Origin of the sequence: Bartonella sp. B1098 (assembly GCF_944896145.1) — a bacterium.
Classification (GTDB): Bacteria; Pseudomonadota; Alphaproteobacteria; order Rhizobiales; family Rhizobiaceae; genus Bartonella.
The window spans coordinates 144,483-169,479 of the sequence record NZ_CALYLP010000003.1 but is presented as its reverse complement, the minus strand read 5'-3'; the positions used below and the strand labels follow the sequence as shown (position 1 = coordinate 169,479).

16 protein-coding genes are annotated in these 24,997 nt (G+C 38.0%); 9 read left to right on the top strand and 7 right to left on the bottom strand.

Annotation, left to right across the window (positions count from 1 at the left end):
* Positions 1-87 precede the first annotated feature (87 nt).
* A complete protein-coding gene (gene glpX, locus NNJ85_RS05105; RefSeq protein ID WP_254474166.1) occupies positions 88-1,074 on the top strand; it encodes a class II fructose-bisphosphatase in 987 nt (328 codons plus the stop codon).
* A gap of 115 nt (positions 1,075-1,189) precedes the next feature.
* On the opposite strand, the gene NNJ85_RS05100 is transcribed toward glpX, so the two are convergent.
* On the bottom strand, positions 1,190-2,296 hold the full coding sequence (locus NNJ85_RS05100; protein WP_254474164.1) for a branched-chain amino acid aminotransferase: 1,107 nt from the start codon (positions 2,294-2,296) through the stop codon (positions 1,190-1,192).
* A 309-nt stretch (positions 2,297-2,605) separates the two neighbouring features.
* On the opposite strand from NNJ85_RS05100, the gene NNJ85_RS05095 reads away from it, so the two are divergent.
* Complete coding sequence (locus NNJ85_RS05095) at positions 2,606-2,881, top strand: hypothetical protein (protein WP_254474162.1); 276 nt, start codon at positions 2,606-2,608, stop codon at positions 2,879-2,881.
* 195 nt (positions 2,882-3,076) lie between these two features.
* On the opposite strand, the gene NNJ85_RS05090 is transcribed toward NNJ85_RS05095, so the two are convergent.
* From NNJ85_RS05090 to NNJ85_RS05080, 3 genes are all read right to left on the bottom strand, one after another.
* The gene (locus NNJ85_RS05090; RefSeq protein ID WP_254474161.1) at positions 3,077-5,587 is read right to left on the bottom strand and encodes an SPOR domain-containing protein; all 2,511 of its coding nucleotides are present in this window, start codon (positions 5,585-5,587) and stop codon (positions 3,077-3,079) included.
* A 150-nt stretch (positions 5,588-5,737) separates the two neighbouring features.
* Positions 5,738-7,495, bottom strand: a complete 1,758-nt coding sequence (gene argS / locus NNJ85_RS05085) for an arginine--tRNA ligase (protein WP_254474160.1) — start codon at positions 7,493-7,495, stop codon at positions 5,738-5,740.
* A 30-nt stretch (positions 7,496-7,525) separates the two neighbouring features.
* A complete protein-coding gene (locus tag NNJ85_RS05080) occupies positions 7,526-8,728 on the bottom strand; it encodes a deoxyguanosinetriphosphate triphosphohydrolase (protein ID WP_254474158.1) in 1,203 nt (400 codons plus the stop codon).
* Between the two features lie 110 nt (positions 8,729-8,838).
* Here NNJ85_RS05080 and NNJ85_RS05075 point away from each other — a divergent pair, with 110 nt between their 5' ends.
* From NNJ85_RS05075 to glmS, 5 genes are all read left to right on the top strand, one after another.
* Positions 8,839-9,162: an iron-sulfur cluster assembly accessory protein gene (locus NNJ85_RS05075; protein ID WP_254474156.1), complete on the top strand. Its 324-nt coding sequence runs from the start codon at positions 8,839-8,841 to the stop codon at positions 9,160-9,162.
* Positions 9,163-9,223: 61 nt separating this feature from the next.
* Complete coding sequence (locus tag NNJ85_RS05070) at positions 9,224-10,186, top strand: carboxypeptidase regulatory-like domain-containing protein (RefSeq protein WP_254474154.1); 963 nt, start codon at positions 9,224-9,226, stop codon at positions 10,184-10,186.
* A 37-nt stretch (positions 10,187-10,223) separates the two neighbouring features.
* The gene (locus NNJ85_RS05065; RefSeq protein WP_254474153.1) at positions 10,224-11,018 is read left to right on the top strand and encodes a cytochrome c biogenesis CcdA family protein; all 795 of its coding nucleotides are present in this window, start codon (positions 10,224-10,226) and stop codon (positions 11,016-11,018) included.
* A gap of 14 nt (positions 11,019-11,032) precedes the next feature.
* On the top strand, positions 11,033-12,397 hold the full coding sequence (gene glmU / locus NNJ85_RS05060; RefSeq protein ID WP_254474152.1) for a bifunctional UDP-N-acetylglucosamine diphosphorylase/glucosamine-1-phosphate N-acetyltransferase GlmU: 1,365 nt from the start codon (positions 11,033-11,035) through the stop codon (positions 12,395-12,397).
* A gap of 174 nt (positions 12,398-12,571) precedes the next feature.
* Positions 12,572-14,395 (top strand): glutamine--fructose-6-phosphate transaminase (isomerizing), encoded by a 1,824-nt coding sequence (gene glmS, locus NNJ85_RS05055; protein WP_254474151.1) that lies wholly within the window; start codon positions 12,572-12,574, stop codon positions 14,393-14,395.
* Between the two features lie 400 nt (positions 14,396-14,795).
* Here the strand turns inward: glmS and recG are convergent, their stop codons facing one another.
* On the bottom strand, positions 14,796-16,904 hold the full coding sequence (recG, locus tag NNJ85_RS05050) for an ATP-dependent DNA helicase RecG (protein WP_254474150.1): 2,109 nt from the start codon (positions 16,902-16,904) through the stop codon (positions 14,796-14,798).
* 376 nt (positions 16,905-17,280) lie between these two features.
* Here recG and dnaE point away from each other — a divergent pair, with 376 nt between their 5' ends.
* Positions 17,281-20,769 carry a DNA polymerase III subunit alpha gene (dnaE, locus tag NNJ85_RS05045; RefSeq protein WP_254474149.1) on the top strand — a complete coding sequence of 1,163 codons (3,489 nt, stop codon included), beginning with the start codon at positions 17,281-17,283 and terminating at the stop codon, positions 20,767-20,769.
* Between the two features lie 179 nt (positions 20,770-20,948).
* Here dnaE and NNJ85_RS05040 read toward each other — a convergent pair whose 3' ends face one another.
* Entirely contained in the window at positions 20,949-22,196 is a 1,248-nt protein-coding gene (locus NNJ85_RS05040; protein WP_254474148.1) for an FAD-binding protein, read from the bottom strand.
* Positions 22,197-22,242: 46 nt separating this feature from the next.
* Positions 22,243-22,491 (bottom strand): zinc-finger domain-containing protein, encoded by a 249-nt coding sequence (locus tag NNJ85_RS05035; RefSeq protein WP_254474146.1) that lies wholly within the window; start codon positions 22,489-22,491, stop codon positions 22,243-22,245.
* Between the two features lie 325 nt (positions 22,492-22,816).
* Between NNJ85_RS05035 and NNJ85_RS05030 the strand changes: the two genes are divergently transcribed.
* Positions 22,817-24,997, top strand: a complete 2,181-nt coding sequence (locus NNJ85_RS05030; RefSeq protein ID WP_254474144.1) for an RNA degradosome polyphosphate kinase — start codon at positions 22,817-22,819, stop codon at positions 24,995-24,997.

Genomic DNA, 24,997 nt, shown 5'->3' with positions numbered 1-24,997 from the left:
AAAGTTTTCATCTTTGCCAAAAGCTTTACTTTTAGAGCTTAATAGGGCTCATATTTTTCTGGTATTTATTCGGTAGGATTTTTTCATATGCCCACGACTCAGAAGACTTTAAATGGACTTGATCGTATTTTGACACTTGAATTGGTGCGTGTTACTGAACGTGCTGCTGTTGCTGCTGCGCGCTGGCGGGGACGAGGCGATGAAAAGGCTGCCGATCAAGCTGCTGTAGATGCAATGCGGCAGGAACTTAATCGATTGCCTATTGAGGGCACCGTGGTGATTGGTGAAGGTGAGCGGGATGAAGCACCTATGCTCTATATTGGAGAAAAAGTAGGTCTTCAAAACGGATTGGCGATCGATATTGCACTTGATCCATTGGAAGGAACAACACTTTGTGCTAAAAATCTTGCCAATTCTTTGGCAGTGGTTGCCATTGCTGAAAAGGGTAACCTCCTTTATGCCCCTGATGTTTATATGAACAAAATTGCTATTGGTCCTGGTTATCCAAAGGGAGTGGTGGATATAGATGCTTGTCCTATCGATAATATTCATGCTCTTGCAAAGGCTAAAGGAGTGGCTGTTAATCAGATTACTGTTTGTATTATGGATAGACCTCGTCATCAAAATTTGATTGATCAAGTGCGAGCGACAGGGGCATCGATTCGCTTGATTGGTGATGGAGATGTCGCTGCTGTTATTGATACAACTGATCCAGAAGAAACAGGTATTGATCTCTATATGGGAATTGGTGGAGCTCCAGAGGGTGTTTTAGCGTCTGCTGCTTTACGCTGCATTGGAGGACAGATGCAAGGTCGTTTGTTGCTTGATACAGAAGAAAAAATTGCTCGTGCAGCCAAAATGGGGATTAGTGATCCCAATAAGGTTTATACAATGGAAGAAATGGCAAAGGGTGATGTTTTGTTCTCAGCGACAGGGGTGACAGATGGTAATATGCTTTCTGGTGTTAAATTCACGCCTCGCTACATTCAAACAGAAACTCTTGTCATGCGTTCCCATACGGGGACAGTTCGTAATATTAAAGCACAGCATAGAGATCACTCGAAATTTGATTAAGTATTTTCTTTTTTGTCATCCTTAAAGAAATAGAGAGATTATTTTAAGTGTGTAACTTCCATGAAAGTCGATATGCCTTCATGGAAGCGTTTATAGATATGAGAATATCGTCTTATTATGAGAGCTGGACAGAATAAACCCAGCCATTTTTATCTTCTATATTCCCTTTTTGAAGATCAACCAATTGTGTGCGAAGTTGCTTTGTAACTTCTCCAATTGTTTCATTTCCAATAGTAAATTCTCCGCCTTTATATCTAAAACGGCCGATTGATGTGACAACGGCAGCTGTACCACAAGCAAAAACTTCTTTAAGGTGTCCACTCTTTGCATCTTCTTGAAGCGATGCAAAAGAATAAGGACGCTCTTCTATCTTTAACCCCATTTGTTGAGCCAACTGTAAAATTGAATGACGTGTTATTCCCGGAAGAATCGTTCCATTAAGGGGAGGGGTTACGAGTGTATTACTGTCCATAATAAAGCAGACATTCATACCGCCAAGTTCTTCAATCCATGTATGTTCAACCATATCAAGGAAGAGCACTTGGCTACAATTGTTTTCAATTGCACTTTTTTGTGCAAGTAAGCTGGCTGCATAGTTTCCACCACATTTGGCAGCACCTGTCCCTCCTGGACCAGCACGACTATACTCTGTTTCAATCCAGACGCTGACAGGTTTTTCCTCTCCTTTAAAATAGGATTCAACTGGAGAGGCTATGATACAAAAAAGATATTCTTGAGAAGGACGAACACCCAAAAAGTTTTCATTACCAAACATAAATGGACGAATATAGAGACTGGCGTTAGGATGATCCGAAACCCATTTTTGATCAGTTTTTACTAATTGATGAACGGCATCTAGAAAAATATCTTTTGGTAATTCTGGCATGGCTAACCGTTTTGCTGACTCTATAAACCTTTGTGCATTGGCATCAGGACGGAAAAGCAAGATGCGTCCATCTTTTGCGCGATATGCTTTTAAACCCTCAAAAATTTCCTGTCCATAATGCAAAACGGTACTTGCGGGGTTAATTTCTAAAGTTTTGTATTGAGAAATAACGGCGTTATGCCAGCCTTTGTCTTCCGTCCATTGAATAGTGCACATATGGTCTGTAAAGAATTGACCAAAACCAGGATTTTTTAGAATTTCTTCACGTTTTTCTTCTGACAGAGGTGATGGGTGCTTTTCTATTTTAAAGGGAAGTGACGATAGGGGAGATTTCATAAGAAAAACCTTTTGAGATTGTTTTATTTTTTATTAATAAAAATAATAAGATATTTTGATCATAACTCTATTATTAGCAAATCCTTTGTGTCAATGTTTTATTGTAGAACTCAAAGGGTTTTATTATAGAGTTCAAAGGTTATGGTAGATATTTTCATTCTATTCTCGGTTCTCTTTCCTCACTTTATGAAGGTATCTGGAACCTTTATCTTTCTTTATCGTTTTCTCAAAATAAGTATTTGAATAATTTCATATATGCATGTTTTCTAAAAATTTGAAGGTTAAGGGGATTGAGAAAAGGAATCTACTATGATTGATAAAAATTATCACACATATGAAGAACGTATGGCTGAAGAAAGAAAAGATCGTGAACAGCATGTTTCAATCGCTAAGGGTATTTTTGCTATTCTTCTTGCTCTGGTTATTATTTGGTTTATTTTTGGTTTTTTAGGATCTTTTTTTGCTAGATCTCCTGAACATAGTTCACATTATAATACTCCAGAAACAAACCAGAGCATAACAACGCCCCAAAAAGATTTAAATTCATCCCCTCCTGTACCTTATACCTATAAGAATACGCAGTGATTTTTTCGTAAACATAGTTTTTTTAATAAGGTAAAAATCGATCTCACTTAAAGAATGAAATTAGCGTAAATCCATAAGCGAAAAGATTGAGATGATTTTAATTTCTGAAGTTTTCGATAAATCATTAAATGCTACTGAAATAACTGATCTTGAAATAAACAATGCAACGGTCGTTAAAATCGTTGCATGATCGGTTTAGCGTGTGATGAAGCAATTCCCACCATAATCTTTAATACTTTCACAAATGATTATGGCTTCATTACGGTTTTGCGTTTGAATACGAACACGATAATAGGTTCCTTTTCCTGGTATAGAAGCTGGTTGAATATTTAAAGGGCGGGATCCGATAAGAAATCCAAATTTGGATTTCACCTTTTTTAAAGAATCGCTCGCTAATTCATGCGTTGGTTGAGAGGAAAGTTGCACATAATAACTCTCTGCATAACTTTCTGAATTTTGTGGTGCAACTTTGTTTGGTAATGTGGGGCGAGATGCGGCGTTCGTTTCGACTTCTACATTTCTCTCTGCATGAGATGGAATTGGGATAAATTTTTCTTCAATACTCGTATTAGAAGTATTTTCAGCGATTATTTTATCAATATTATTTTTGAGATCATAATCACTTTCTTGGTCATTTTTATCGGAATTATGCGACGAAACAAAGGATGACTCTTGAATCTCGTCAGGAATTTGATCGATGGATTGTGTAGATTGAGCAGTCGTTTTGCTCTCTGTTTGATGTACAGGAGCCAGTGTAATTGTACCATCTTGATTGACAATAACGGTTTGTACTTCTCGCGTTGGAATAGTATGATTGATAGCTTCAGTGACTGCATCTTCAACATCAGATTCAGTCGAAGAAGATGATGAAACGTTTGGAGCCTCTTCTGGATTTAATCCCTCTAAGCTATCAGGTTTTTCAGAGCTATCAATAAGAAGTTGTTGTGTATTTTCTTGTTTGTCATTTTGTCCAGTTGTTTGTTTATAGACATCTAAATTATGGGCAATATCATTTTTCGTTTCAGTTGTTTCTGGTTTGAATTTAAAAGGTGTATTATCAGCGTGGATAATGACCCTTTCTTCATTTTTCTGTGATGGCATGAAAAAATAAGAATAACCAGTAAACCCAATGGCTATTAAAATAAGAAGAAAAATACCTTTGATGAAAACTTTCCCCAAAACAGAACTTTTAAAGGGGGGAGGCATAGGGATTCCATCTGAGCTTGTGTATGGTGAATTCTCACTCAAGGAGGGAGAATTATATTCGATATTGGCAGCAGAAAAATAGTCGGCATTTTGTTCTTTAGAGTTTATATAACCACCTTCTTTTGAATTTTGCATAGTTTGATGAAAAATTTCAGTGAAAGATTCATTGTTCTGTTGTTTTTGATAAAAATTATCTGTTGGAACATTTCCTACATTGAGTACATCTGCAAATTCTTCTTCTAAACCACCTGCTGGTACGTCATATTCTGGGGCTTCATACGGGACTTCTGGAACCATAATAGGACCAGTTTTTTCTACGATTTCTTCTGAAAAATTATAAGTATCAACATTGGGAGGGGGCGTATCTCTGTGTGTATAATTATGGGTAAAAAAGCTCTCTGTTTGTTTTGTATTAAGAGGTTTTGATGAGAAAAGAAACTCATCTAAATTATTTTGGTTATATGAAATTTCTCTATTTGGGTTAGAGACATTTTCAGGCTTATTGATGGATTGGGTTTGAGCCTCATTGTATATTGGGAATTTTTCACTATAAGTTTCTTGTTGTGAGGGATTTTCTTCAAAAAAATAGGGGTAATTGGTTGTATGATCCTCTTGTGAAGATCTCTCTAAATAAGATTGTCGGTCAACGTGTGTAGAATCCAAAGGAGAAGAGAAGCCATTTGTTGTTTGATTTCTCAGCATGTTTTGTTTTTCCAACACAAGGTTGGAAGATGAGAAAAATTCATCTTCTTTTGAAGAAGAGGAGACATTCGTATAATCTTCTTGGGTCCAATTTTCTTGGTTCGCTGAAATTTTATAGGGATGATTTATGGAACGATCATAGAAGTTTTGATTGTCATCATAAGCTTTTTGTATATTCGAAGTCTCAGGCTGTTGTGAAGTTGTTTGTGAAAAACGATCGGTTCTTTCAACAGTTTCTGTCTCATCTCTTTTATTTTCGCGTCTTCCAGATTCATTAAAAAAGATATTTTCTGATTCTGATTGTGAGATAAAATTCCTTTTTTCAAAGAAAGGATGAGCACGTGTTGCTGTCTTTTTCTGTTGAGACAATTGATTCTTTTGGATTGGTAATGGAGAAAGCGCGTCTAAAATTTGTTCTTCATCATGACTGGTCGGTGAAGAATATTTTTCTTCAGATAAATTATTTTGCTTTGAATGGTTGAAAGAACCAGTTTGTGCAATATCTGAGGCTGTTGCAGTGCTGCTTGCAGGCGAGTTCCATGGTTTTTTTTGATCATCAAACGGTAAGTCGCGTGTTAAATTGTTTTCAAGTTCTTCTTCTAGGAAGGACAAATCAAAATCATCAGGAGATGATGTTTTGGAATGAGATGTCGAGCGATCTGTCTCTAAAGAAGAGTGCTCATTTTGGTTTCCGCTTTGTTTGGTCGGATTAAAAATGCGCGTAAGCCTTTCTAACGGATCATGGTGTTCATGATCTTGTTTTGTTTCGTGCAGATTTTTGCGATCGTTATCGCTCATAGCTTTTCTCACATAATGATTTGCACTGACGTGCAATCAATGGTTAATTTTGATTTGTTATATAAAATTATAAATTTTCCCCCTCTCATGCAAGGATACATGAAAAAGTTTACCAATAAAGTATCTATTGTATGTATTTATAGAACTTTTTCAACGCATTTCTATTGGGGCTTCGACTCCTATGATGCTAAGTCCTGATGATAAAATATTGATAACAGCTTGTATCAAGCCCAATCTTGCAAAGGATAACTCTTTATCATTAGGCTGAATAAAGCGTAAATTAAGACTTTCACTCCCTTTATTCCAATGGGTGTGAAAGCAGGAAGCAAGATCATAAAGATAAAACGCTAATCGATGGGGTTCTTTATGAACGACGGCTTGTTCAATGATACGCGGATATTCAGAAAGTTTGCGTATTAATAATATTTCATTGTCATCTGTTAGTCGATGAAGATGGGAGATCAATGTGTCCTTTGAAAAGCTTTCAATATGAAGTACTTCTTGTGCTTGACGAAAGACTGAGTGACAACGTGCACTTGCATATTGTACGTAAAAGATGGGGTTATCTTTTGATTGTTCTGTTACTTTTGCAAAATCAAAATCAAGAGGTGCTTCACATTTGCGGTATAGCATCATAAAACGCACTGGATCACGACCAACTTCTTCGACAACATCTCTTAGAGTGACAAATGACCCTGCTCTTTTTGACATGCGTACAGGTTGACCATCGCGAAAGAGTTTTACCAATTGGCATAAGAAAACACTTAATTTGGCTTTATCCCCAGAAATTGCTTTTGCCATGGCTTCTAGCCGCTTTATATAGCCAGCATGGTCTGCGCCTAGAATATAAATCATTTCATCAAAATGACGATTAAATTTATCCCGAAAATAAGCAACATCAGCGGCAAAATAAGTGTAAGAACCATCAGATTTAACCAAAACACGGTCTTGGTCATCACCAACATTTGTTGAACGAAACAAAGTTTGCTCGCTTGGTTCCCAATCTTCTATATTTTGTCCTTTGGGAGGGGGAAGTTTTCCTTTGTAAATATAACCATTTAAAGTGAGGTCGTTAATGGTGTTACGAATAGCACGGGCATTATCTGCGTAAAGCATTCGCTCAGAGAAAAAGATATCATGATAAATATTAAGAGCCGCCAAATCTTCGCGAATCATAGACATCATTGCCTGAATTGCCCGCTCTTTCACGATAGATAAGGCTTCATTTTTATCCATGGTGAGGAGTTGGTCACCAAATTCTTGAGCCAACGATTGACCCAATGGTATCAAATACTCTCCAGGATAGAGTCCCTCTGGAATTTCATTGATTTTTTGTCCAAGAGCTTCACGATAGCGCAACAGTACGGAGTGAGTGAGGACTTCGATTTGTTGACCAGCATCATTGATATAATATTCTTTCGTGATGTTATAGCCCGTAAATTGCAGCAAATTGGAGAGAACATCTCCAACAACGGCTCCGCGACAGTGTCCTACATGCATAGGGCCTGTTGGATTTGCTGAGACATATTCAACATTGACACGTTTTCCTTGTCCTATAGGGATGCGACCATAAGAAAGGCCTAATTCAAGCATGGATTTTATAGCATCTTGCCAAAATAATTCTGTAAGCTTGATGTTGATAAAACCAGGGCCGGCAACATCAATATTCTTAATAGAGGAATCATTTTTAAGCAGTTCTATGATTTTATCGGCAAGCGCACGGGGCCCCATCCCAATAGATTTTGCAAGCACCATAGCAGCATTGGTTGATAAATGACCATGGGAGGAATCACGTGGGGGATCAACAGTGATTTTTGATAAATCTAGATCTTCTCCATTTTTTCCTTTTATATCAGATAATTCAATGGATCTTTTAATTTTTTTTTCGAAGTTTTTAAAGATATTCATATTGAGCTTCCATGATGATGTCAAAAGCCATTAAACGAAATGATCTGTATGGTCAAATAAACGGTGATATTCACGTAGAGCATAGTGATCAGTCATGCCTGAAAGAAAATCAGAAATCAGACGTGCTAACTCTTGATTTTTTAAGTGCCCTGCTTTTTTGCACCAACTTTCAGGCATTGTATCTGGATTTTCATAATAACAATTGAATAATTTTTGTACAATGCATTTTGCTGCATTGCGACGACTGAGAACTTGTTCGTGGTAATAAAGATTTTTAAAGAGAAAGTTTTTTAGTTCTTTTTCGTAAACGGTCATGAATGGTGAAAAGGTCACAATTGTTTGTTTTGCTTGGTAAATATCGTTTATGCTGGTTGGTTTGATGCGTGCTAAGTTTTCTTGCGCTTGTTGGATAACATCTTCGACCATGGTTGTTATTTGTCTTCGTACAAGTGTGTAACCACGTCGTGCTTGGTCGAGCTGGGGATGCTCATCGGTTATATCTTTTAAGATGGCTGCTGTTAGAGAAACGTGTTCAAATTGATCGAGGGTTAAAAATTGCGATCGTAAACCATCATCAATATCATGGGCATTGTATGCGATATCATCTGCAATCGCAGCACATTGCGCTTCTAGTCCTGCAAAACAATCGAGTGCAAGATCTTGCTTTGCATTGTATTGTAAAATATCGCTAGGAACCTTTTTCTCCTTCGCGTGAGGACCTAAAAGGGGACCATTATGTTTTACAAGGCCCTCAAGAGTTTCCCATGTAAGGTTGAGTCCATCAAAATTTGCATAGCGCTGTTCTAGTTTTGTAACAATGCGTAAGGCTTGTGCATTATGATCGAAGCCGCCATAATGAGTCATGGCTTCATTAAGAGCCTCTTCCCCTGCATGGCCAAAGGGCGTGTGCCCAAAATCATGAGCAAGGGCAATGGCTTCGGCAAGATCTTCATCAAGATACAGGGCCCTGGCTAGTGTTCGTGCAATTTGAGAAACCTCTATGGAATGGGTAAGGCGGGTACGATAATGATCGCTTTCATCAGCAATAAACACTTGCGTTTTATGTTTAAGACGTCGAAATGCATTAGAATGGATAATACGATCTCTATCTCGTTGAAAGGCTGAGCGTGTAGAGCTCATCGTTTCATGGAATAATCGGCCGCGGCTTGTTTGCGGGTGAGCACTGTAGACGGCTCGAGATTGGTAATTGAAGTTGATCGTGCCTATATCCATTGCAAGCTGTCCATTATCATCTTAAAATTGAGAGTGGTTTATGTGAATAAATTTTCTCTTTAATAGTGTGGGATACTCTTTCTTGATGGTTTAATGCAAGGATATATAAAATGAATGTGAAAATTTCAGAGGCTGCTGCTCAGCAAATTGTACAGATACTTTTGCGTGAACCTGATAAAATAGCCTTACGTATTTCTGTTGAAGGTGGTGGATGTTCTGGTTTTTCTTATAAATATGACTTGGTTTCTGAAATGTGTAAAGATGACCTCGTTTTCAAAAAAGATGGGGCAATTGTGCTTATTGATTCACTATCGATTCCTTTCATGGAAGGAGCTGAGATTGATTTTGTTGATGATCTTATGGGACAGTCTTTTCAAATTCATAATCCCAATGCCGTTTCATCATGTGGTTGTGGTGTAAGTTTTTCAATTTGAGAGTAGGGACTTTGTGATATTGTTTCTTGAAAAAAATATCATGTTGGTTAACAATGTAAAAATGGCTAGTCTTATAAAAATAGTGCACCGATGTGTGCGGTTATGCGTGGTGCTTACTTTGTTGATCTGGAGCCACTGTGCTTTTTGTGAAGAAGGAGTAGATCAGCAGCAGGAACCATCACGGAGTTTTATTCTAAAGTCCCAAGAGCAGGAAAAAGAGAACTTAGCATCTCAAGCACAACTCATTTTGAATGCTCGATTAACAAATAGCCGTCAAGATATTGAGAAAGGGCTTGTCTGGCGGGTTTATGCTCCTATTCTAGGGATTGATAATAAATTACCATTAGTGGCAACCCATAAGGGGGGAAGTGCGCGTTTTGATTTAGAGCCAGGAAGTTATCTTGTTCATGTTTCATTTGGTCATATGAGTGCTATGCGCCATATTCGTCTAGAAAATGGGCAGAGTCTTGTGAAAAACTTTCATCTTGAGGCAGGTGGTCTTATTTTAAATGCGACACTGCTCAATGGTGTAATCAGTGAAAAGGAATTACGTTTCACGATCTATGAGGATGAAAAAGAAAATGATGATACGGGGATCATTTTATCAAATGTTAAACCTCAATCTGTTGTGCGTTTAAAAGCTGGCCGCTACCATGTTGCTTCCCATTATGGTTCCATTAATGCGACGGCGCGTTCGGATATTCAAGTAGAGGCTGGTAAAATAACGGAAGTTACTCTTGAACATCAGGCGGCTCAAATTGTGTTAAAGCTGGTACGACAAGAAGGAGGAGAAGCGCTTGCAGACACAAGTTGGTCTCTTGCCAATGATTCTGGTGATATTGTTTATGAAACAGTTGGGGCTTATGTTTCACTCGTGTTAGCAGAGGGAGAGTATATTGCCATTGCTAAAAATAAAGATAAAATTTATCAAAAGGTTTTTTCTGTCGTTTCTGGTCATGATGAAGATATAAGTGTGGTGGCGAATGAACAAAATATGCAACGAATTGATGAAGATATGGATTGATCGTTGTTCATAGAACTAAACCGTGATGAAAGATGGGATGTGCGTTTTGATTGAAATTTCAACAATTAGTGTGTTTTTTGCAGGGGCTCTCTCTTTTTTGTCGCCATGTGTTTTGCCATTAGTTCCCCCTTATTTATGCTATATGGCAGGGATTAGTATTGATGACTTTCGATCAGAAAAGCGTGATGAGAAAGTCTTTATACGGTGGGCTTTATTGTCTTCTGTTATCGCTTTTGTTCTTGGATTTACCACTGTTTTTGTTGCTTTAGGTGCTAGTGCAAGTACAATTGGTAAATTCATCGGTTATTATCGTGATTGGTTTGCTCTTGCTGCTGGAATGATCATTATTATTTTTGGTTTAAATTTTTTAGGACTTTTCAAGATCTCGTTTTTATTTCGTGAAGCTCGTTTTCAGACTCATAAAACACCTGCTGGTCCTTTAGGAGCTTATGTTATTGGTTTAGCTTTTGCCTTTGGTTGGACACCGTGTATTGGTCCCATTTTAGGGCCTATTATAACGCTTGCTGGCACAAAAGAAACTGTGGGTGAGGGTGCTATTCTATTAGCAGTTTATGCATTAGGTCTTGCTGTTCCTTTTGTATTGGCGGCTTTATTTTCCAGTCGTTTTATGCGGTTTTTAGCAGCTTTTCGTATTCATTTAGGAAAAGTTGAAAAAATTATTGGTGTTTTTCTTATTCTTACGGGGATTTTGTTTTTAACAGGCTCTATGCAGGATTTTTCATTTTGGCTTTTAGAGCATTATCCTTCATTGAGTTATGTTGAAGATATTCGTTGGTACGATATTATGAACTTTTTTGGATTTTCTCGTTAGTCTGATGTGTTTTTATGGTTAGAAGTTGTCTTTCTATTGTTCTTGCTGCAGGTGAGGGGACGCGTATGAAATCGTCTCTGCCTAAGGTGCTTCATAAAATTGCTGGACTGCCTCTTATATGCCATGTTCTAAAACAAATAGAATTGGCAGGATCTTCACAATTGGCTGTCGTTGTGGGATTTGGTACTCAAGAGGTTGTACATGTTGTTCAGTCATTTGTAAAAGATGTGATGATTTTTGAGCAAAAACAGCGTTTAGGAACGGCGCATGCTGTTTTATCGGCTCGTTTAGCTTTGCAAAGGCGAGTGGATGATGTTCTCATTGTTTTTGGGGATACGCCTCTCATTCAAAAAGATTCTTTGCACCAAATACGTGCACAGCTTGCTGATGGAGCAGATGTTGTTTTTGCAGGCTTTCATACCCAAGATCCAACAGGTTATGGACGTCTTCTCGAGAAAAATGGTCAATTGATTGCAATTGTGGAAGAAAAAGACGCAAGCGATGAAGAAAAAAAGATTTCTTTTTGTAATGGGGGAATACTCGCTATGCGTGGAAAACATGCCCTTTCTCTTTTAGAGAAGGTTGATAATAACAATATGAAAAAGGAATATTACTTAACCGATATTGCTTCTCTTGCTTCGCGCGAAGGATTGGATGTACGTGTTGTTGAAGTCCCTTTTGAAAATATTGTAGGAATTAACAACGGTCTTGAGCTTTCTGAGGCTGATTCTTTGTGGCAAAAACGTAAAGCGCGCGATTTAATGTTATCGGGTGTTACACTCTTAAAACCAGAAACAGTCTATTTTTCTCATGATACAGAAATTGAACCAGGTGTGGTGATAGAACCAAATGTTTATTTTGGATTAGGCGTGAAAGTACACTCTGGTGCTGTTATTCATGCATTTAGTTATCTCGAAGGTGCTGTGGTTGGTAGGGATGCGCAGATTGGTCCCTATGCACGTTTGCGTCCTGGAACAGAGTTGGCAAAATCCGTAAAGGTTGGAAATTTTTGTGAAGTCAAACAAGCTAAGGTAGGAGAATCTTCTAAAATTAATCATTTAAGTTATATTGGTGATGCCGAAATTGGTGCACATACTAATATTGGAGCCGGTACGATTACGTGCAATTATGATGGGTTTAACAAATATAAGACCACGATTGGTGATCATGCTTTTGTTGGGTCTAATACGGCGCTCGTTTCTCCATTGGTGATAGGGGATGGCTCTTATGTCGCTTCAGGAAGTGTTATTACTGAAAATATTCCTGTGAACAGTATGGCTTTTGGGCGTGCACGACAGGTTATAAAAGAAGGCTATGCAACAAAATTTCGGGCGCGCTTGTTAGAGAATAACTTGTCAAAAAACAAACAGAAAAAATGATTATTTTTAGTCTATTCCTTTGTTTTGTACTGATCTAACGATGGAGAGGAGGTTTATTCTTAAAGATTGCCGTACTCCATGTTTGAATTATTTTATTATTTATCGTTTAAAATAAAAACTGTTAGATTGTTTTATGAGATTTAAATCTTAAGATATGTGGGTTGGAGCTTTTTAATGTGTGGAATTATTGGAATTCTTGGAAAGAGGTGTGTTACATCTTCTTTGGTTGAGGGATTAAAACGTCTTGAATATAGGGGGTATGATTCATCTGGGGTGGCAACAGTTTATAATGGGCATCTTTATCGTGTACGTGCTGAGGGGAAGCTTATTCATTTAGAAGAAAAATTAAAAAAAACTCCTCTGGAGGGAAAATTAGGGATTGGACATACCCGTTGGGCGACACATGGCGTTGCTGTTGAGCGCAATGCGCATCCCCATGTAACTGAAAAGCTTGCGGTTGTGCATAATGGTATTATTGAAAATTTTGTAGAATTGCAAAAAGAACTCATCGAAGATGGTTATATCTTTGAAACAGAGACGGATACGGAAGTTATTGCACATTTAATAACGCGTGCATTAAAAAATGGTCTTTCTCCGCAAGAAGCTATGCGTAATAGTTGGAAAAGGCTGCAAGGGGCTTTTGCACTCGCTCTTATTTTCGAAGGTGAAGATAACCTTATGATTGCGGCTCGTTCTGGCCCACCGTTGGCAATTGGTTATGGAAAAGATGAATTTTTTGTAGGATCAGATGCTATTGCTTTGTCCCCATTCGTTGATCATATTAGTTATTTGGAAGATGGGGATTGGGCTGTTCTCACACGGGAAGGCGTCACAATTTATGATGGAGACAATCGGCTGGTAAAACGTTCTGTGACAACCTTACTTGAAGAAGCATTATTGATTTCTAAGGGAAATCATCGTCATTTTATGCACAAGGAAATGTTTGAACAACCTGAAGTGATTTCTCATAATTTGGCGCATTATCTTGATCTTGGAAATTATACCGTTCGATCTTTCGAGAATTTGATTGATTGGAAAAATATTCATCGTCTCCTTTTTGCGAGTTGTGGAACGGCTTATTATTCAACCTTAGTTGCCCGCTATTGGTTTGAGAAATATGCCGCTTTGAGTGTTGATAATGATGTTGCTTCGGAGTTTCGTTATCGTGAACCCCCTATAACCTCTGATGTATTATCCCTGTTTGTTTCTCAATCTGGTGAAACAGCTGATACATTGGCTTCTTTGCGTTATTGTCGTGAGCGGGGTGTAAAAACAGCTACAATTGTGAATGTTGAGCAATCAACAATGGCAAGAGAGGCTGATTTTATTTTCCCAACACTTGCCGGACCGGAAATTGGTGTTGCTTCAACAAAAGCTTTTACCTGCCAATTGGCAACGCTTGCTTCACTCGCACTTAGCGCGGCTAAACAACGTGGTTATCTCACGGTTCAAATGGCAAAGCAATTGGTTCAACAGTTGGCAGAAGTTCCCCGTATTTTAAATGAGGTCTTAAAATTAGAAAGCAAAATTGAATCTCTTTGTCGTGATTTGGTGAATGCAAAAAGTGTTCTTTATCTGGGACGTGGAACTTCTTATCCGATTGCTTTGGAGGGAGCTCTAAAACTGAAAGAGCTTTCTTATATTCATGCTGAAGGTTATGCGGCGGGGGAGTTGAAGCATGGACCAATTGCACTGGTAGATGAGACAATCCCCGTTATTGTTGTAGCTCCTTATGATCGGTGGTTTGAAAAAACTTTGTCTAATATGCAAGAAGTAGGAGCGCGCAATGGTCGTATTATTTTGATAACCGATAAAAAAGGAGCAGAAGCAGCTTGTCTTAAGACTTTATCAACGATTACTTTGCCCGTTGTTCCAGAATTTATTGCTCCTATTATTTATGCACTCCCTATTCAGTTAATCGCTTATCATACGGCTGTTTTATTAGGAACAGATGTTGATCAACCGCGTAATTTAGCAAAATCAGTCACCGTTGAATAAAAATAGATTGTATATTTCTGAATTTTAGGAGAATAATAAGGTATAACAAATTGATTTATAATGATAGTTTGTTTTCTCATTTTTTCTGTTGAATGAGAATATCAAAGATAGAATTTTTCATTCCAAATCCTTAATGACAGAATAAAAAATATTCTCTTAAGCGATCAAAAAATGGATCAGATCTATGAAGATAAGGGTAAAAAAAACGCATTATGCTTTTCCTCTTTTAATGCAAGAGTAATTCAGATCGAGAGAAAAGATGCTGCTGTTGGTTTATTCTTTCATGAAGCATAAATGGTGTAGGGAGTGTGTTAGATCATTTATGAGTGATCCCAAGAAAGAATAGCTTATTTGCATAGAGGAGATATTTTTATTTTTTATCAAAGGTTCTTTTCTATCATTATCCTGCTCGTAAGAGACGTGTAGCATTGTCGTGTCCGAAAAGATAAAGGAGCAACCGTAAAGCTTGTCCTTGCTCAGAAGAAAGATGAGGATCGCGTTGTAAAAATAAGCGTGCATCCTTTCTTGCTATTGACAAAAGATCACTGTGAACAGCAAGATTTGCTATATGAAATTCAGGGACGCCGGACTGTTTTGTTCCCAAAAGTTCTCCTTCGCCTCGCAAGCGCCAATCTTCTTCGGCAATTTCAAAACCATCTTCTGTATTACGGATAATATTTAGGCGTTTTGCTGCTGTTTTGGTGAGTGGATCTTTATAGAGCAAAATGCAGGAAGATTTTTTATCACCTCGTCCTACACGTCCACGCAATTGGTGCAATTGTGAAAGACCAAAATGTTCTGCATGTTCGATGATAATAATTGAAGCGTCTGGGATATCCACGCCGACTTCAATGACGGTCGTTGCAACTAAAATACGTGTATTTCCGCATTTAAAAGATGCCATAGCAGCGTCTTTTTCTGCTGTAGACATTTTGCCATGGATCATCCCAACGCGAGCTCCAAAGCGTTCATGGAGAAACGCAAAACGATTTTCAATTGAAGTAAGATCAAGAGCTGTCGATTCCTCCACTAAAGGACAAATCCAATAGAGTTTTTCTCCTTTTTCGAGTGCAATTGCGATTCGTTCTATAAGCTCATGCATACGTTTCAAAGAAAGCATTGCGGTTGTAATGGGTTGTCGTCCCATTGGTTTTTCTGTAATTTTAGATACATCCATGTCACCAAAAGCTGTTAAGACAAGTGTGCGGGGAATGGGTGTGGCGGTCATGACCAGCATATCCGGTTTATTGCCTTTTTCTGTAAGGGCAATACGTTGATGCACACCAAAACGGTGTTGTTCATCGATAATGGTTAAAGCGAGATTGTTATAAGTAACGCTGTCTTGTATAAGAGCATGGGTTCCAATGACGATAGAAACTTGGCCTGATAAAATATCATTCAAAATATTTGTCCGAAATTTTCCTTTTTCTCGTCCTGTTAAAAGCGTTGTTTGTAAGCCTATCTTTTCGGCAAGAGGAGTGATGGTTGCAAAATGTTGCCGAGCAAGCACTTCTGTGGGGGCCATTAAAGCTGATTGTCCTGAATTTTCAGCAATTTGTGCCATTGCCATCAGTGCCACGATTGTTTTTCCTGCGCCTACATCACCTTGGAGCAGTCTTAGCATCGGTTCTGGTGAAGCAAGATCATTGGCGATATCCTCTAGCGCTTTTATCTGTCCCTTTGTGAGCTGAAAGGGAAGAATATTAAGCAATTTTTTCGTATAAATTCCCGTTGATGGTCGAGAAGTCCCAACAAGAGATTTGGTTTTCAAACGCACAAGACCTAGCGCCAATTGACAAGCGAGCAGTTCATCATAGGCAAGACGTTTACGTGCTGTACTTTCTAAGGATAGATCTTCGGGATTAATAGGGGCATGGATACGGCGTAAAGCAACAGAAAAGGAAGAAAAATTTTGTTGCTTTTTAACATTTTCATTTATCCATTCTGGGAGGAGAGGAATAAAATCGAGAGCGTTTTGTATAGCACGTCTTAACGTCTTTGAAGCGAGTCCGGCGGTAGAGGGATAAACAGGTTCGATGAGAGGAATCTGATTTGATTGTTCACTCGGGATAATATGGTCAGGATGCGCCATTGAAAGTTGCCCATTAAACCATTCAACTTTCCCTGATACAATGACTTTTTTTCCCTCAGAGAGCTGTTTTTTGAGCCAAAGAGGTTGAGCGTGAAAAAAGACTAAATTTATTTTTCCTGTTTGATCATGGGCGATAACACGATAGGGGATCTTGTTATGACCACGAGGGGGTGGTTGATGTTGATCGATGACAATTTCTAGCGTAACAGTCTCTCCTTCTTTTGCATAAGCAATGCTGGGACGCATTCTGCGGTCTATAACAGAATGAGGCATTAATTGAAGAAGATCAATAAGGGTTGCTTCACGTTGTGTAGGGTTCACATTTAAAAGTTTTGTCAGTAAACCATAGACTTTAGGTGTAATGCCAGAAAGGGTTCGAATAGAATTAAAAAGAGGAGTAAGAAGACTTGGAAGCATGAGGAAATTTAACCTGCTCTTTTTGTTTTTTCTAGACCTTTAGAAGAGCTTTTTGGGGATAAATTCATAAAGAGGAAATTGTTTTATTAACTTATTGAGTGTTAGGAAGAAAAATGAATATTTAAAGAGAAATACAATAAAAGAATACTAAAATTAAAGGGCTTATATGAGCTATATTTGGTTTCTTTTTATTTTAGGCGTTTATTTGCTGTGAATAGAAGCATTTTCTTGATGGAACTCTCTTATAAATATCAATAAAATTGGGATATTTTCCTATGTAGGATGATAAATTTATAGCTTTAAAGTTATGTTAGCGTGGAATTTTTTCTTTAAAGGGTGTTGTTTAGCATTTAGTTTTTAGTGGGAAATTGTGAGAGTGATCAAAGATAAAAATAAACTACAAGAGGACAAAAATTCTCTTCCTCGCTTTATTCATTTGAGAGTGCATTCTGCTTATTCCTTGCTTGAAGGGGCTTTAAAAATCCCACAAATTATTCAACAGGCGATTTCAGATCATGCACCAGCGGTTGCTATTACCGATACCAATAATTTATTTGGGGCTTTGGAATTTTCGCAGTATTGTCTTTCTCATGGAGTTCAACCTATTATTGGTTGTCAGCTTACTGTTGATTTTTGTGATGAAAATGATCATTCACGTTTGGTTAAAGGACGTCATGCTTCTGATTTCTGCTCTGTCATTCTGTTGGCTGCGAGTGAAACTGGTTATGCTCATTTGGTTCGTCTTGTAAGCTGTGCTTATCTTGATAAATGTGATACTGATCCTCCTCATATTAAAGCTGATTGGTTGTCGACACACAGTGAAGGCATAATTGCTTTAACGGGGGGCAAGGGAGGACCTATTAATCTTTCCTTGGCAGAAGAAAAAAAAGAACGCGCTGTTGAGCGCTTAATTTATTTAAAAAAAATTTTTGCTGATCGTCTTTATATGGAATTACAACGGCATGGCTCTTATGACCGAGGAGTAGAAGCAGATCTTATTGAATTGGCTTATACGCATGAAGTTCCTCTTGTTGCAACGAATGAAGCTTTTTTCCTGAAGAGAGAAGGGTATGAAGCGCATGATGCATTAATGGCTGTTTCAGAAGGGCAGATCGTCTCTAACCCTGATCGCAAAAGGGTGACGCCAGATCATTACTTGAAGTCACAAGATGAAATGGTTGCACTGTTTTCTGATCTTCCAGAAGCTTTAGAAAATAGCGTTGAAATTGCATTGCGTTGTCATATTGCCACGCCTCTTCGAAAACCGATATTACCTCGTTTTATAGAACAATCTGTTAATTCAGAAACTACTTTAGAAGCAGAAGATAGTGAATTGTTAAATCAAGCTAAAGCTGGTTTAGAGATGCGACTTAAAACGATTGGATTGGCTGAAGGCTATACGATCGCAGATTATGAACAGCGGCTTGATTATGAGGTCTCGGTTATTACGCGTATGCAATTTTCTGGATATTTTCTTATCGTTTCAGATTTCATAAAATGGGCGAAAATTCATGATATTCCTGTTGGTCCAGGGCGGGGTTCTGGTGCTGGTTCACTTGTTGCTTATGCATTGACGATTACCGATGTTGATCCATTGCGTTTTTCTCTTCTCTTTGAACGTTTTCTCAATCCAGACCGTGTTTCGATGCCAGATTTTGATATCGACTTTTGTCAAGAGCGGCGTGAAGAAGTTATTCAATATGTTCAAAAAAAATATGGACGTGATCAAGTTGCTCAAATTATTACCTTTGGTAAGTTACAAGCTCGTGCGGTTTTGCGTGATGTAGGGCGTGTTTTAGAAGTTCCTTATCGTCAGGTGGATTATCTTACAAAATTAATTCCTGCCACACCAGGAAGTCAGGTAGAATTAGCGGATGCGATTAAGGATGAACCTAAATTTGAAGAAGAAAAGAAAAAAGATCCCGTTGTTGGACGCACATTAGATATAGCACTTCAGTTGGAGGGACTTTATCGTCACGCTTCCACTCATGCTGCTGGGATTGTTATCGGAGATCGTCCACTTTGGGAGCTTGTCCCGATGTATCGTGATCCTCGTTCTGATATGCCTGTTACGCAATTTAATATGAAATATGTTGAACAGGCCGGGCTGGTAAAGTTTGATTTTCTTGGATTAAAAACGCTTACTGTTTTGAAAATGGCTGTTGATTTTGTTGCTAGACAAGGGATCAAAATAGATTTGTCAAATATTCCTCTGAATGATGAAGCAACCTACGCTATGATGGCACGTGGTGAAACGGTTGGCGTATTTCAGGTGGAAAGTTCTGGTATGCGCAAGGCGCTGATTGGAATGAAGCCAGACCGTATTGAAGATATTATTGCGCTGGTTGCGCTTTATCGTCCTGGTCCAATGGAGAATATTCCAACCTATAATGCACGCAAACACGGGGAAGAGGAAATAGCTTCTATTCATCCTAAAATAGATCATCTGATTAAAGAAACACAAGGTGTTATAGTCTATCAAGAACAGGTGATGCAGATTGCTCAGGTGCTGGCTGGTTATTCGCTTGGAGAAGCTGATTTATTACGTCGTGCTATGGGGAAAAAAATTCATGCAGAAATGCAAAAACAGCGTACACGTTTTGTCAATGGAGCCGTTGCTGGTGGTGTTGATAAAGAACAGGCTGATATTATCTTTGATCTTTTAGCAAAATTTGCCGATTATGGATTTAATAAATCTCATGCTGCTGCTTATGCAATTGTTTCTTATCAAACAGCTTATATGAAAGCCAATTATCCCGTTGAGTTTTTAGCTGCTTCAATGACGCATGATATGACGAATACCGATAAGCTCAATGATTTTCGGCGTGAGGCATTAAGGCTGGGTATTGAAGTTATTGCACCTTCTATACAAACATCTCATCGTGTTTTTGAAGTTGGTGATAACTGTATTTATTATTCTCTTGCTGCCATTAAGGGGGTAGGAGAAACAGTTGTCGATCATATCGTCGCTTGTCGTGGAAATAAGATTTTTAAGGATCTGGAAGATTTTTGTGCACGCGTTGATCTTCGTATTGTTAATAAGCGTGCAATGGAAAGTTTAGTTTGTGCTGGCGCTTTTGATTGTTTTAATATTGCGCGTGAGGTTTTATTAGCCAATCTTGGAACACTTCATGCGCGGGCACTTCGTATTCTCGATGACAACTCTAGCGGGCAGGTTGATATATTTGGAATGGAAGGTGGATTAAAAGAACCATTGATTTTATCCCAAACGACTCCTTGGTTGCCAGCTGAGAAACTTTATCGAGAATTTCAAGCAATAGGCTTTTACTTTTCGGCTCATCCATTGGATGAGTATCAGGTTATTCTTGCCAAAAAACGCGTTCAGACTTGGAGTCATTTTGCCAATGCCGTTAAAGGGGGAGCAACAGCTGCGCGTCTTGCTGGAACCGTTGTAGCAAAAAATGTACGTAAAACAAAGTCCGGTAAAAAAATGGGAATTATTCATTTTTCTGATACAAGCGGACAATATGAGGCCGTTCTCTTTTCTGAAGCACTTTCGGATTATGAGGAGATGCTAGAACCTGGAAAATCTTTTATTATTACAGTGAGCGCAGAAAATCGCTCTGAAGGAGTTAATTTGCGAATTGAGACAATTCAGTCTTTGGAAAAGGAAGCATTACAGCAGCATAAAATGATGCGTCTTTTTATAAAAACAGTTGATATGCTTCCACAAATTGAACAAAATTTAAAGCTTGGGGGAAATGGAGAGGTTGGGCTTATTTTAATTCAAAAAGAGGGATTGCGAGAAGTCGAAATTGCACTTCCAAAGCGATATAAGGTCAATTCACATGTTGCAAATGCTATGAAATTAATTCAGGGTATTGTCGAAGTGGAATTGAGTTAAAACGAGATTAAAGATAGAGGCTATTTGGGGGGATTTTTGCTTTTGGAAAAGTTAAAAGTTGAGCTTTAAAAATCAGATAGGGGATTTTGAAAGATCTTGTTAAATTATTGACGGGCTTTTAGTATCATAAAGTCAAAAAAATTTCTTTCTTTGGTGATATTCAAAGTACTGAAAGAATTTTATAAGCTTTTATCATTACTTTTTATGGAATTCATCGCATCATACCTATAAAGCCAATTAAGATTTGACATAATGCTCTCAGGTGTGCGAATTTTCATCATGAGATTACGTGCAATGGCTATGGGACCGGTTGCATGATAAGCTAATCTGTTGAAATCTCCACGTTTTTTGACTGATGCGATACGGGGGATGCGTGTTGTTTCGTAAAGCGAAAGTGCTTTTGTTAATGAAAGATCTTTCAATGAAAGTGCTTCTGCTAATGTGGCAGCATCTTCAATTGCCATAGCAGCACCTTGCGCTGCAAAAGGTAAAGCTGCATGCGCACAATCGCCAACAAATACTTGTCTCTCTAAGCCTAGAAAACGATTTTGTTTCATGTGAAAGAGCGGCCAATATTTCCATTCATCAATATGATCAAAGATTTGTAAGATTTTTGAATTCCAATCCTTAAAAAGAGATTTCAGTTTTTCTTTATCTCCTTTATGTGCCCATCCTTCTTTTAAATTTTCTCCATGCGTAATAGCGACAAAGTTAAAAATTTTTTCTGACGACTGAAGGGGATAGACAACAAGATGATTGTTTGGTCCCATCCACGCTGTGATTGTCTTCATATTTTGCAACGAAGAACGAAAGCTTTGAGGAAGATTATCACATGCTGTTGTTGCACGCCAAGCAATAAAGCCACTAAAATTTGCTTTTTCATGAAAAGGAGATTGTTGCCGTAATGTTGACCAAACGCCATCACATACGATCAGGAGGGACGTTGAATAAAGCTGTTTTGTTGCTGTATCTGTTTTTGTTGTCTTTATTTTAATGTTGGTTGCGGAGTGGGTAGAAGATATGATTGTTTCGCCTGCTTTGTATTTAATCAGGGGATTTTCAATCACTGCATTATATAAAATTTTTTGTAAAGCCGCACGATGAATGGTCATATAAGGGGCTTTCCAATATTTTTCTGTTAGATTGATAAGATGAGCATGTAGACGTGTTTTTAAAGATATTCCATCTTTTAACTCAAGAAAATCTGGGATTATTGCGACTTCAGTGAGTTTGTTAAGAAGTTTCCAGTGAGCAAGAATAGATGTTGCATTTGGAGTGAGTTGAATACCAGCACCTATCGTTTCAAGTTGCTTACATTTTTCGATAATGGTGCTTGCAATTCCTTTATGAGCGAGCGCTAAAGCGGTGCTTAAACCCGCAATTCCTCCTCCAACGATGATGGGTGATTGCTCCACAAATGATTTCATATTCAATAAGCAGTATTAAAAGAGTGGTAGAAAGCCGGATAACGCATTATACTCGCTTGTCTGGATGGTATAAACACCCTGTTGGGTTTGTTTGATCATACGAGAGTGAGGGAACATAACGATAAAGGGTTGAGCAATAAGGGCAGATTTTCTCATCAGTTGCTCCCATATCGATAAAGATATGAGGATGATCGAATGGTTGTGTTGCGCCTACGCACATAAACTCTTTCACACCAATTTCGATTGTTTTATATCCAAGGTCATTTTGGAAATGGGGAATGTTATGATCAGCCATGGGTATAAACTCCAGAATAAAATTGTCTCATCCACTATGATGAGGCTCTTCCATTTTACAAGCATGAGTTTGTAATAATGCTTATAATAATGCAAGATGCTTTTTAAGACAAAATGCTCTTCTATTATGCTATATAGAATAATTGGCATGTGTTTAGCACTTTGCATATGGAACTTTTTTCTAAGTATTTTTAAATATTAAATGGAAACATAATAATAAAAATGAGACATTGATGTATTATGAGGAAGATAACATATTATAGAATGTTATGTGAGGTATTTCGTCAAGGATTTTAGACAGTATAAAAGAAGATTAATGAGCATATATGGAACAGAGGGTGGCAGATAAAATTTCTCTATCGGATATAACAATGAAAAATCCGGTGCGGTTTATTAATCGAGAGTTTTCATGGCTACAATTTAATAATCGTGTTTTGATGGAAGCGGCTAATTCGAAACATCCTTTATTAGAACGGTTACAATTTCTTTCGATTTCAGCAACAAATCTTGATGAATTTTTTATGGTTCGTATTGCTGGCCTTGCGGCTCAAATTCGTGCTCATGTTACAGCACGCAGTGCAGATGGGTATACTCCACAGGAGCAACTTGATATTGTATTAGCTGAAATTTCAAAGTTGCAGGTTCAGCAACTACGTGAATTGAATATTTTACGTGGCGAATTAAAAAAGAATAATATTGAAATTATTTGTTCTGATGATCTTTCAGACATTGAAAAATCGTGGCTTGAAAAATATTTTCTTGATACAATTTTACCTGTTCTCAAACCTTTGTTTGTTGATCCTACATATCCTTTTCCCTTTATCCCTAATTTAGGGCTTTCTCTTGCGTTTCAATTGTCTGAGGGAACCGGTCAACACGCACGTACAGTGTTATTGCCCATTTCAATGCTTTTGAGGCGTTTTATTCTTTTTCCTCAAGAGGGCAATCATTTTCGTTTTATTGCATTGGAAGATGTTATTTACCTTTTTATCAAATATCTTTTTCCTCATTATGAAGTTAATGGAATTGGTACATTTAGAGTGATTCGGGATAGTGATATTGAAGTAGAAGAGGAAGCTGAGGATCTTGTACATTTTTTTGAAAAGGCGCTTAAAAGGCGGCGGCGTGGGCAGGTTATTCGCATTGAATTTGATGCAAAAATGCCAGAGAATTTACGCCAATTTATAGCGAATTGTCTTGCCGTTCCTGATAATTGTATTCATGTTCTTGATGGGCCTTTGGCACTTAATATGGTTTCAGAAATTGTTTCTATTCCCCGTAATGACCTCAAATTTATTCCTTATATTCCTCGTATTCCCGAATCTATTCGTAAACATAATGGGGATTGTTTTGCGGCTATTCGTGAAAATGATATCGTAATTCATCACCCTTATGAGACATTTGATGTTGTTGTCCAATTTTTACGTCAAGCTGCTTGCGACCCTGATGTTGTAGAAATTAAACAAACACTTTATCGTACATCAAATGATAGCCCAATTGTTAACGCTTTGATTGAAGCTGCTAAACGGGGAAAGTCTGTAACGGCTTTGGTAGAACTTAAAGCACGTTTTGATGAGGAAGCAAATATTCGTTGGGCACGGGATCTTGAATGTGCTGGTGTTCAAGTTATTTTTGGTTTTATTACCTTAAAAACACATGCCAAGATGTCTCTGGTTATGAGACGTGAAGGGAAACGTCTTTGTTCTTATGTTCATCTTGGAACAGGAAATTATCATCCTGTTAACGCTAAAACTTATACGGATCTTTCTTTTTTTTCCACGGACGATGATATCGCTCATGATGTTGTGTTATTGTTCAATTATATTGTGCAATATGAGCGCCCACATGAAACAATGAAGATTGCTTTTTCGCCCTTAACATTGCGTGGTCGTATTCTTCAGCATATTGAAGAAGAAATCGTTCATGCACAACAAGGAAAGCTTGCTGCTATTTGGATGAAAGTAAATGCATTAGTTGATCCTGAAATTATTGATGCTTTATATCGTGCTAGTCAAGTAGGGGTACAGATTGATTTGGTTGTGCGGGGAATATGTTGTTTACGTCCTCGTATTCCAGGAATTTCGGATAATATTCGTGTAAAGTCAATCGTAGGACGTTTTCTTGAACATAGTCGCATTTTTTGTTTTGGGAATGGTCAAGATTTGCCTAATGAAAATGCACTTGTTTATTTAGGTTCTGCTGATATGATGCCTCGTAATTTAGACTACCGTATTGAAATATTAGTTCCAGTTTTTAATGAAATGGTGCGGCGGAAGATTCTTTTACAAATTATGCTGGCTAATCTCATTGATAATCAACAAAGCTTTGATATACTCAAGGATGGAACATCAAAACGTATCATACCGCAGAGAGGTGAAAGTCCGTTTAATGCGCAGGAGTATTTTATGGCCAATACAGGTTTTGCGGGGAAAAATGAGTCTTTTGAATCTTCTATTTCGCGCTTGGTTGCGTTGCATCGGCAACAAACTGAAGTGCATAAAGACTGA

Bases quoted from the DNA above. Each gene is read 5' to 3' on its own strand.
- glpX (WP_254474166.1), top strand. From the start codon at position 88: ATGCCCACGACTCAGAAGACTTTAAATGGACTTGATCGTATTTTGACA.
- NNJ85_RS05100 (WP_254474164.1), bottom strand. From the start codon at position 2,296: ATGAAATCTCCCCTATCGTCACTTCCCTTTAAAATAGAAAAGCACCCA.
- NNJ85_RS05095 (WP_254474162.1), top strand. From the start codon at position 2,606: ATGATTGATAAAAATTATCACACATATGAAGAACGTATGGCTGAAGAA.
- NNJ85_RS05090 (WP_254474161.1), bottom strand. From the start codon at position 5,587: ATGAGCGATAACGATCGCAAAAATCTGCACGAAACAAAACAAGATCAT.
- argS (WP_254474160.1), bottom strand. From the start codon at position 7,495: ATGAATATCTTTAAAAACTTCGAAAAAAAAATTAAAAGATCCATTGAA.
- NNJ85_RS05080 (WP_254474158.1), bottom strand. From the start codon at position 8,728: ATGGATATAGGCACGATCAACTTCAATTACCAATCTCGAGCCGTCTAC.
- NNJ85_RS05075 (WP_254474156.1), top strand. From the start codon at position 8,839: ATGAATGTGAAAATTTCAGAGGCTGCTGCTCAGCAAATTGTACAGATA.
- NNJ85_RS05070 (WP_254474154.1), top strand. From the start codon at position 9,224: ATGGCTAGTCTTATAAAAATAGTGCACCGATGTGTGCGGTTATGCGTG.
- NNJ85_RS05065 (WP_254474153.1), top strand. From the start codon at position 10,224: ATGTGCGTTTTGATTGAAATTTCAACAATTAGTGTGTTTTTTGCAGGG.
- glmU (WP_254474152.1), top strand. From the start codon at position 11,033: ATGGTTAGAAGTTGTCTTTCTATTGTTCTTGCTGCAGGTGAGGGGACG.
- glmS (WP_254474151.1), top strand. From the start codon at position 12,572: ATGTGTGGAATTATTGGAATTCTTGGAAAGAGGTGTGTTACATCTTCT.
- recG (WP_254474150.1), bottom strand. From the start codon at position 16,904: ATGCTTCCAAGTCTTCTTACTCCTCTTTTTAATTCTATTCGAACCCTT.
- NNJ85_RS05040 (WP_254474148.1), bottom strand. From the start codon at position 22,196: ATGAAATCATTTGTGGAGCAATCACCCATCATCGTTGGAGGAGGAATT.
- NNJ85_RS05035 (WP_254474146.1), bottom strand. From the start codon at position 22,491: ATGGCTGATCATAACATTCCCCATTTCCAAAATGACCTTGGATATAAA.
- NNJ85_RS05030 (WP_254474144.1), top strand. From the start codon at position 22,817: ATGGAACAGAGGGTGGCAGATAAAATTTCTCTATCGGATATAACAATG.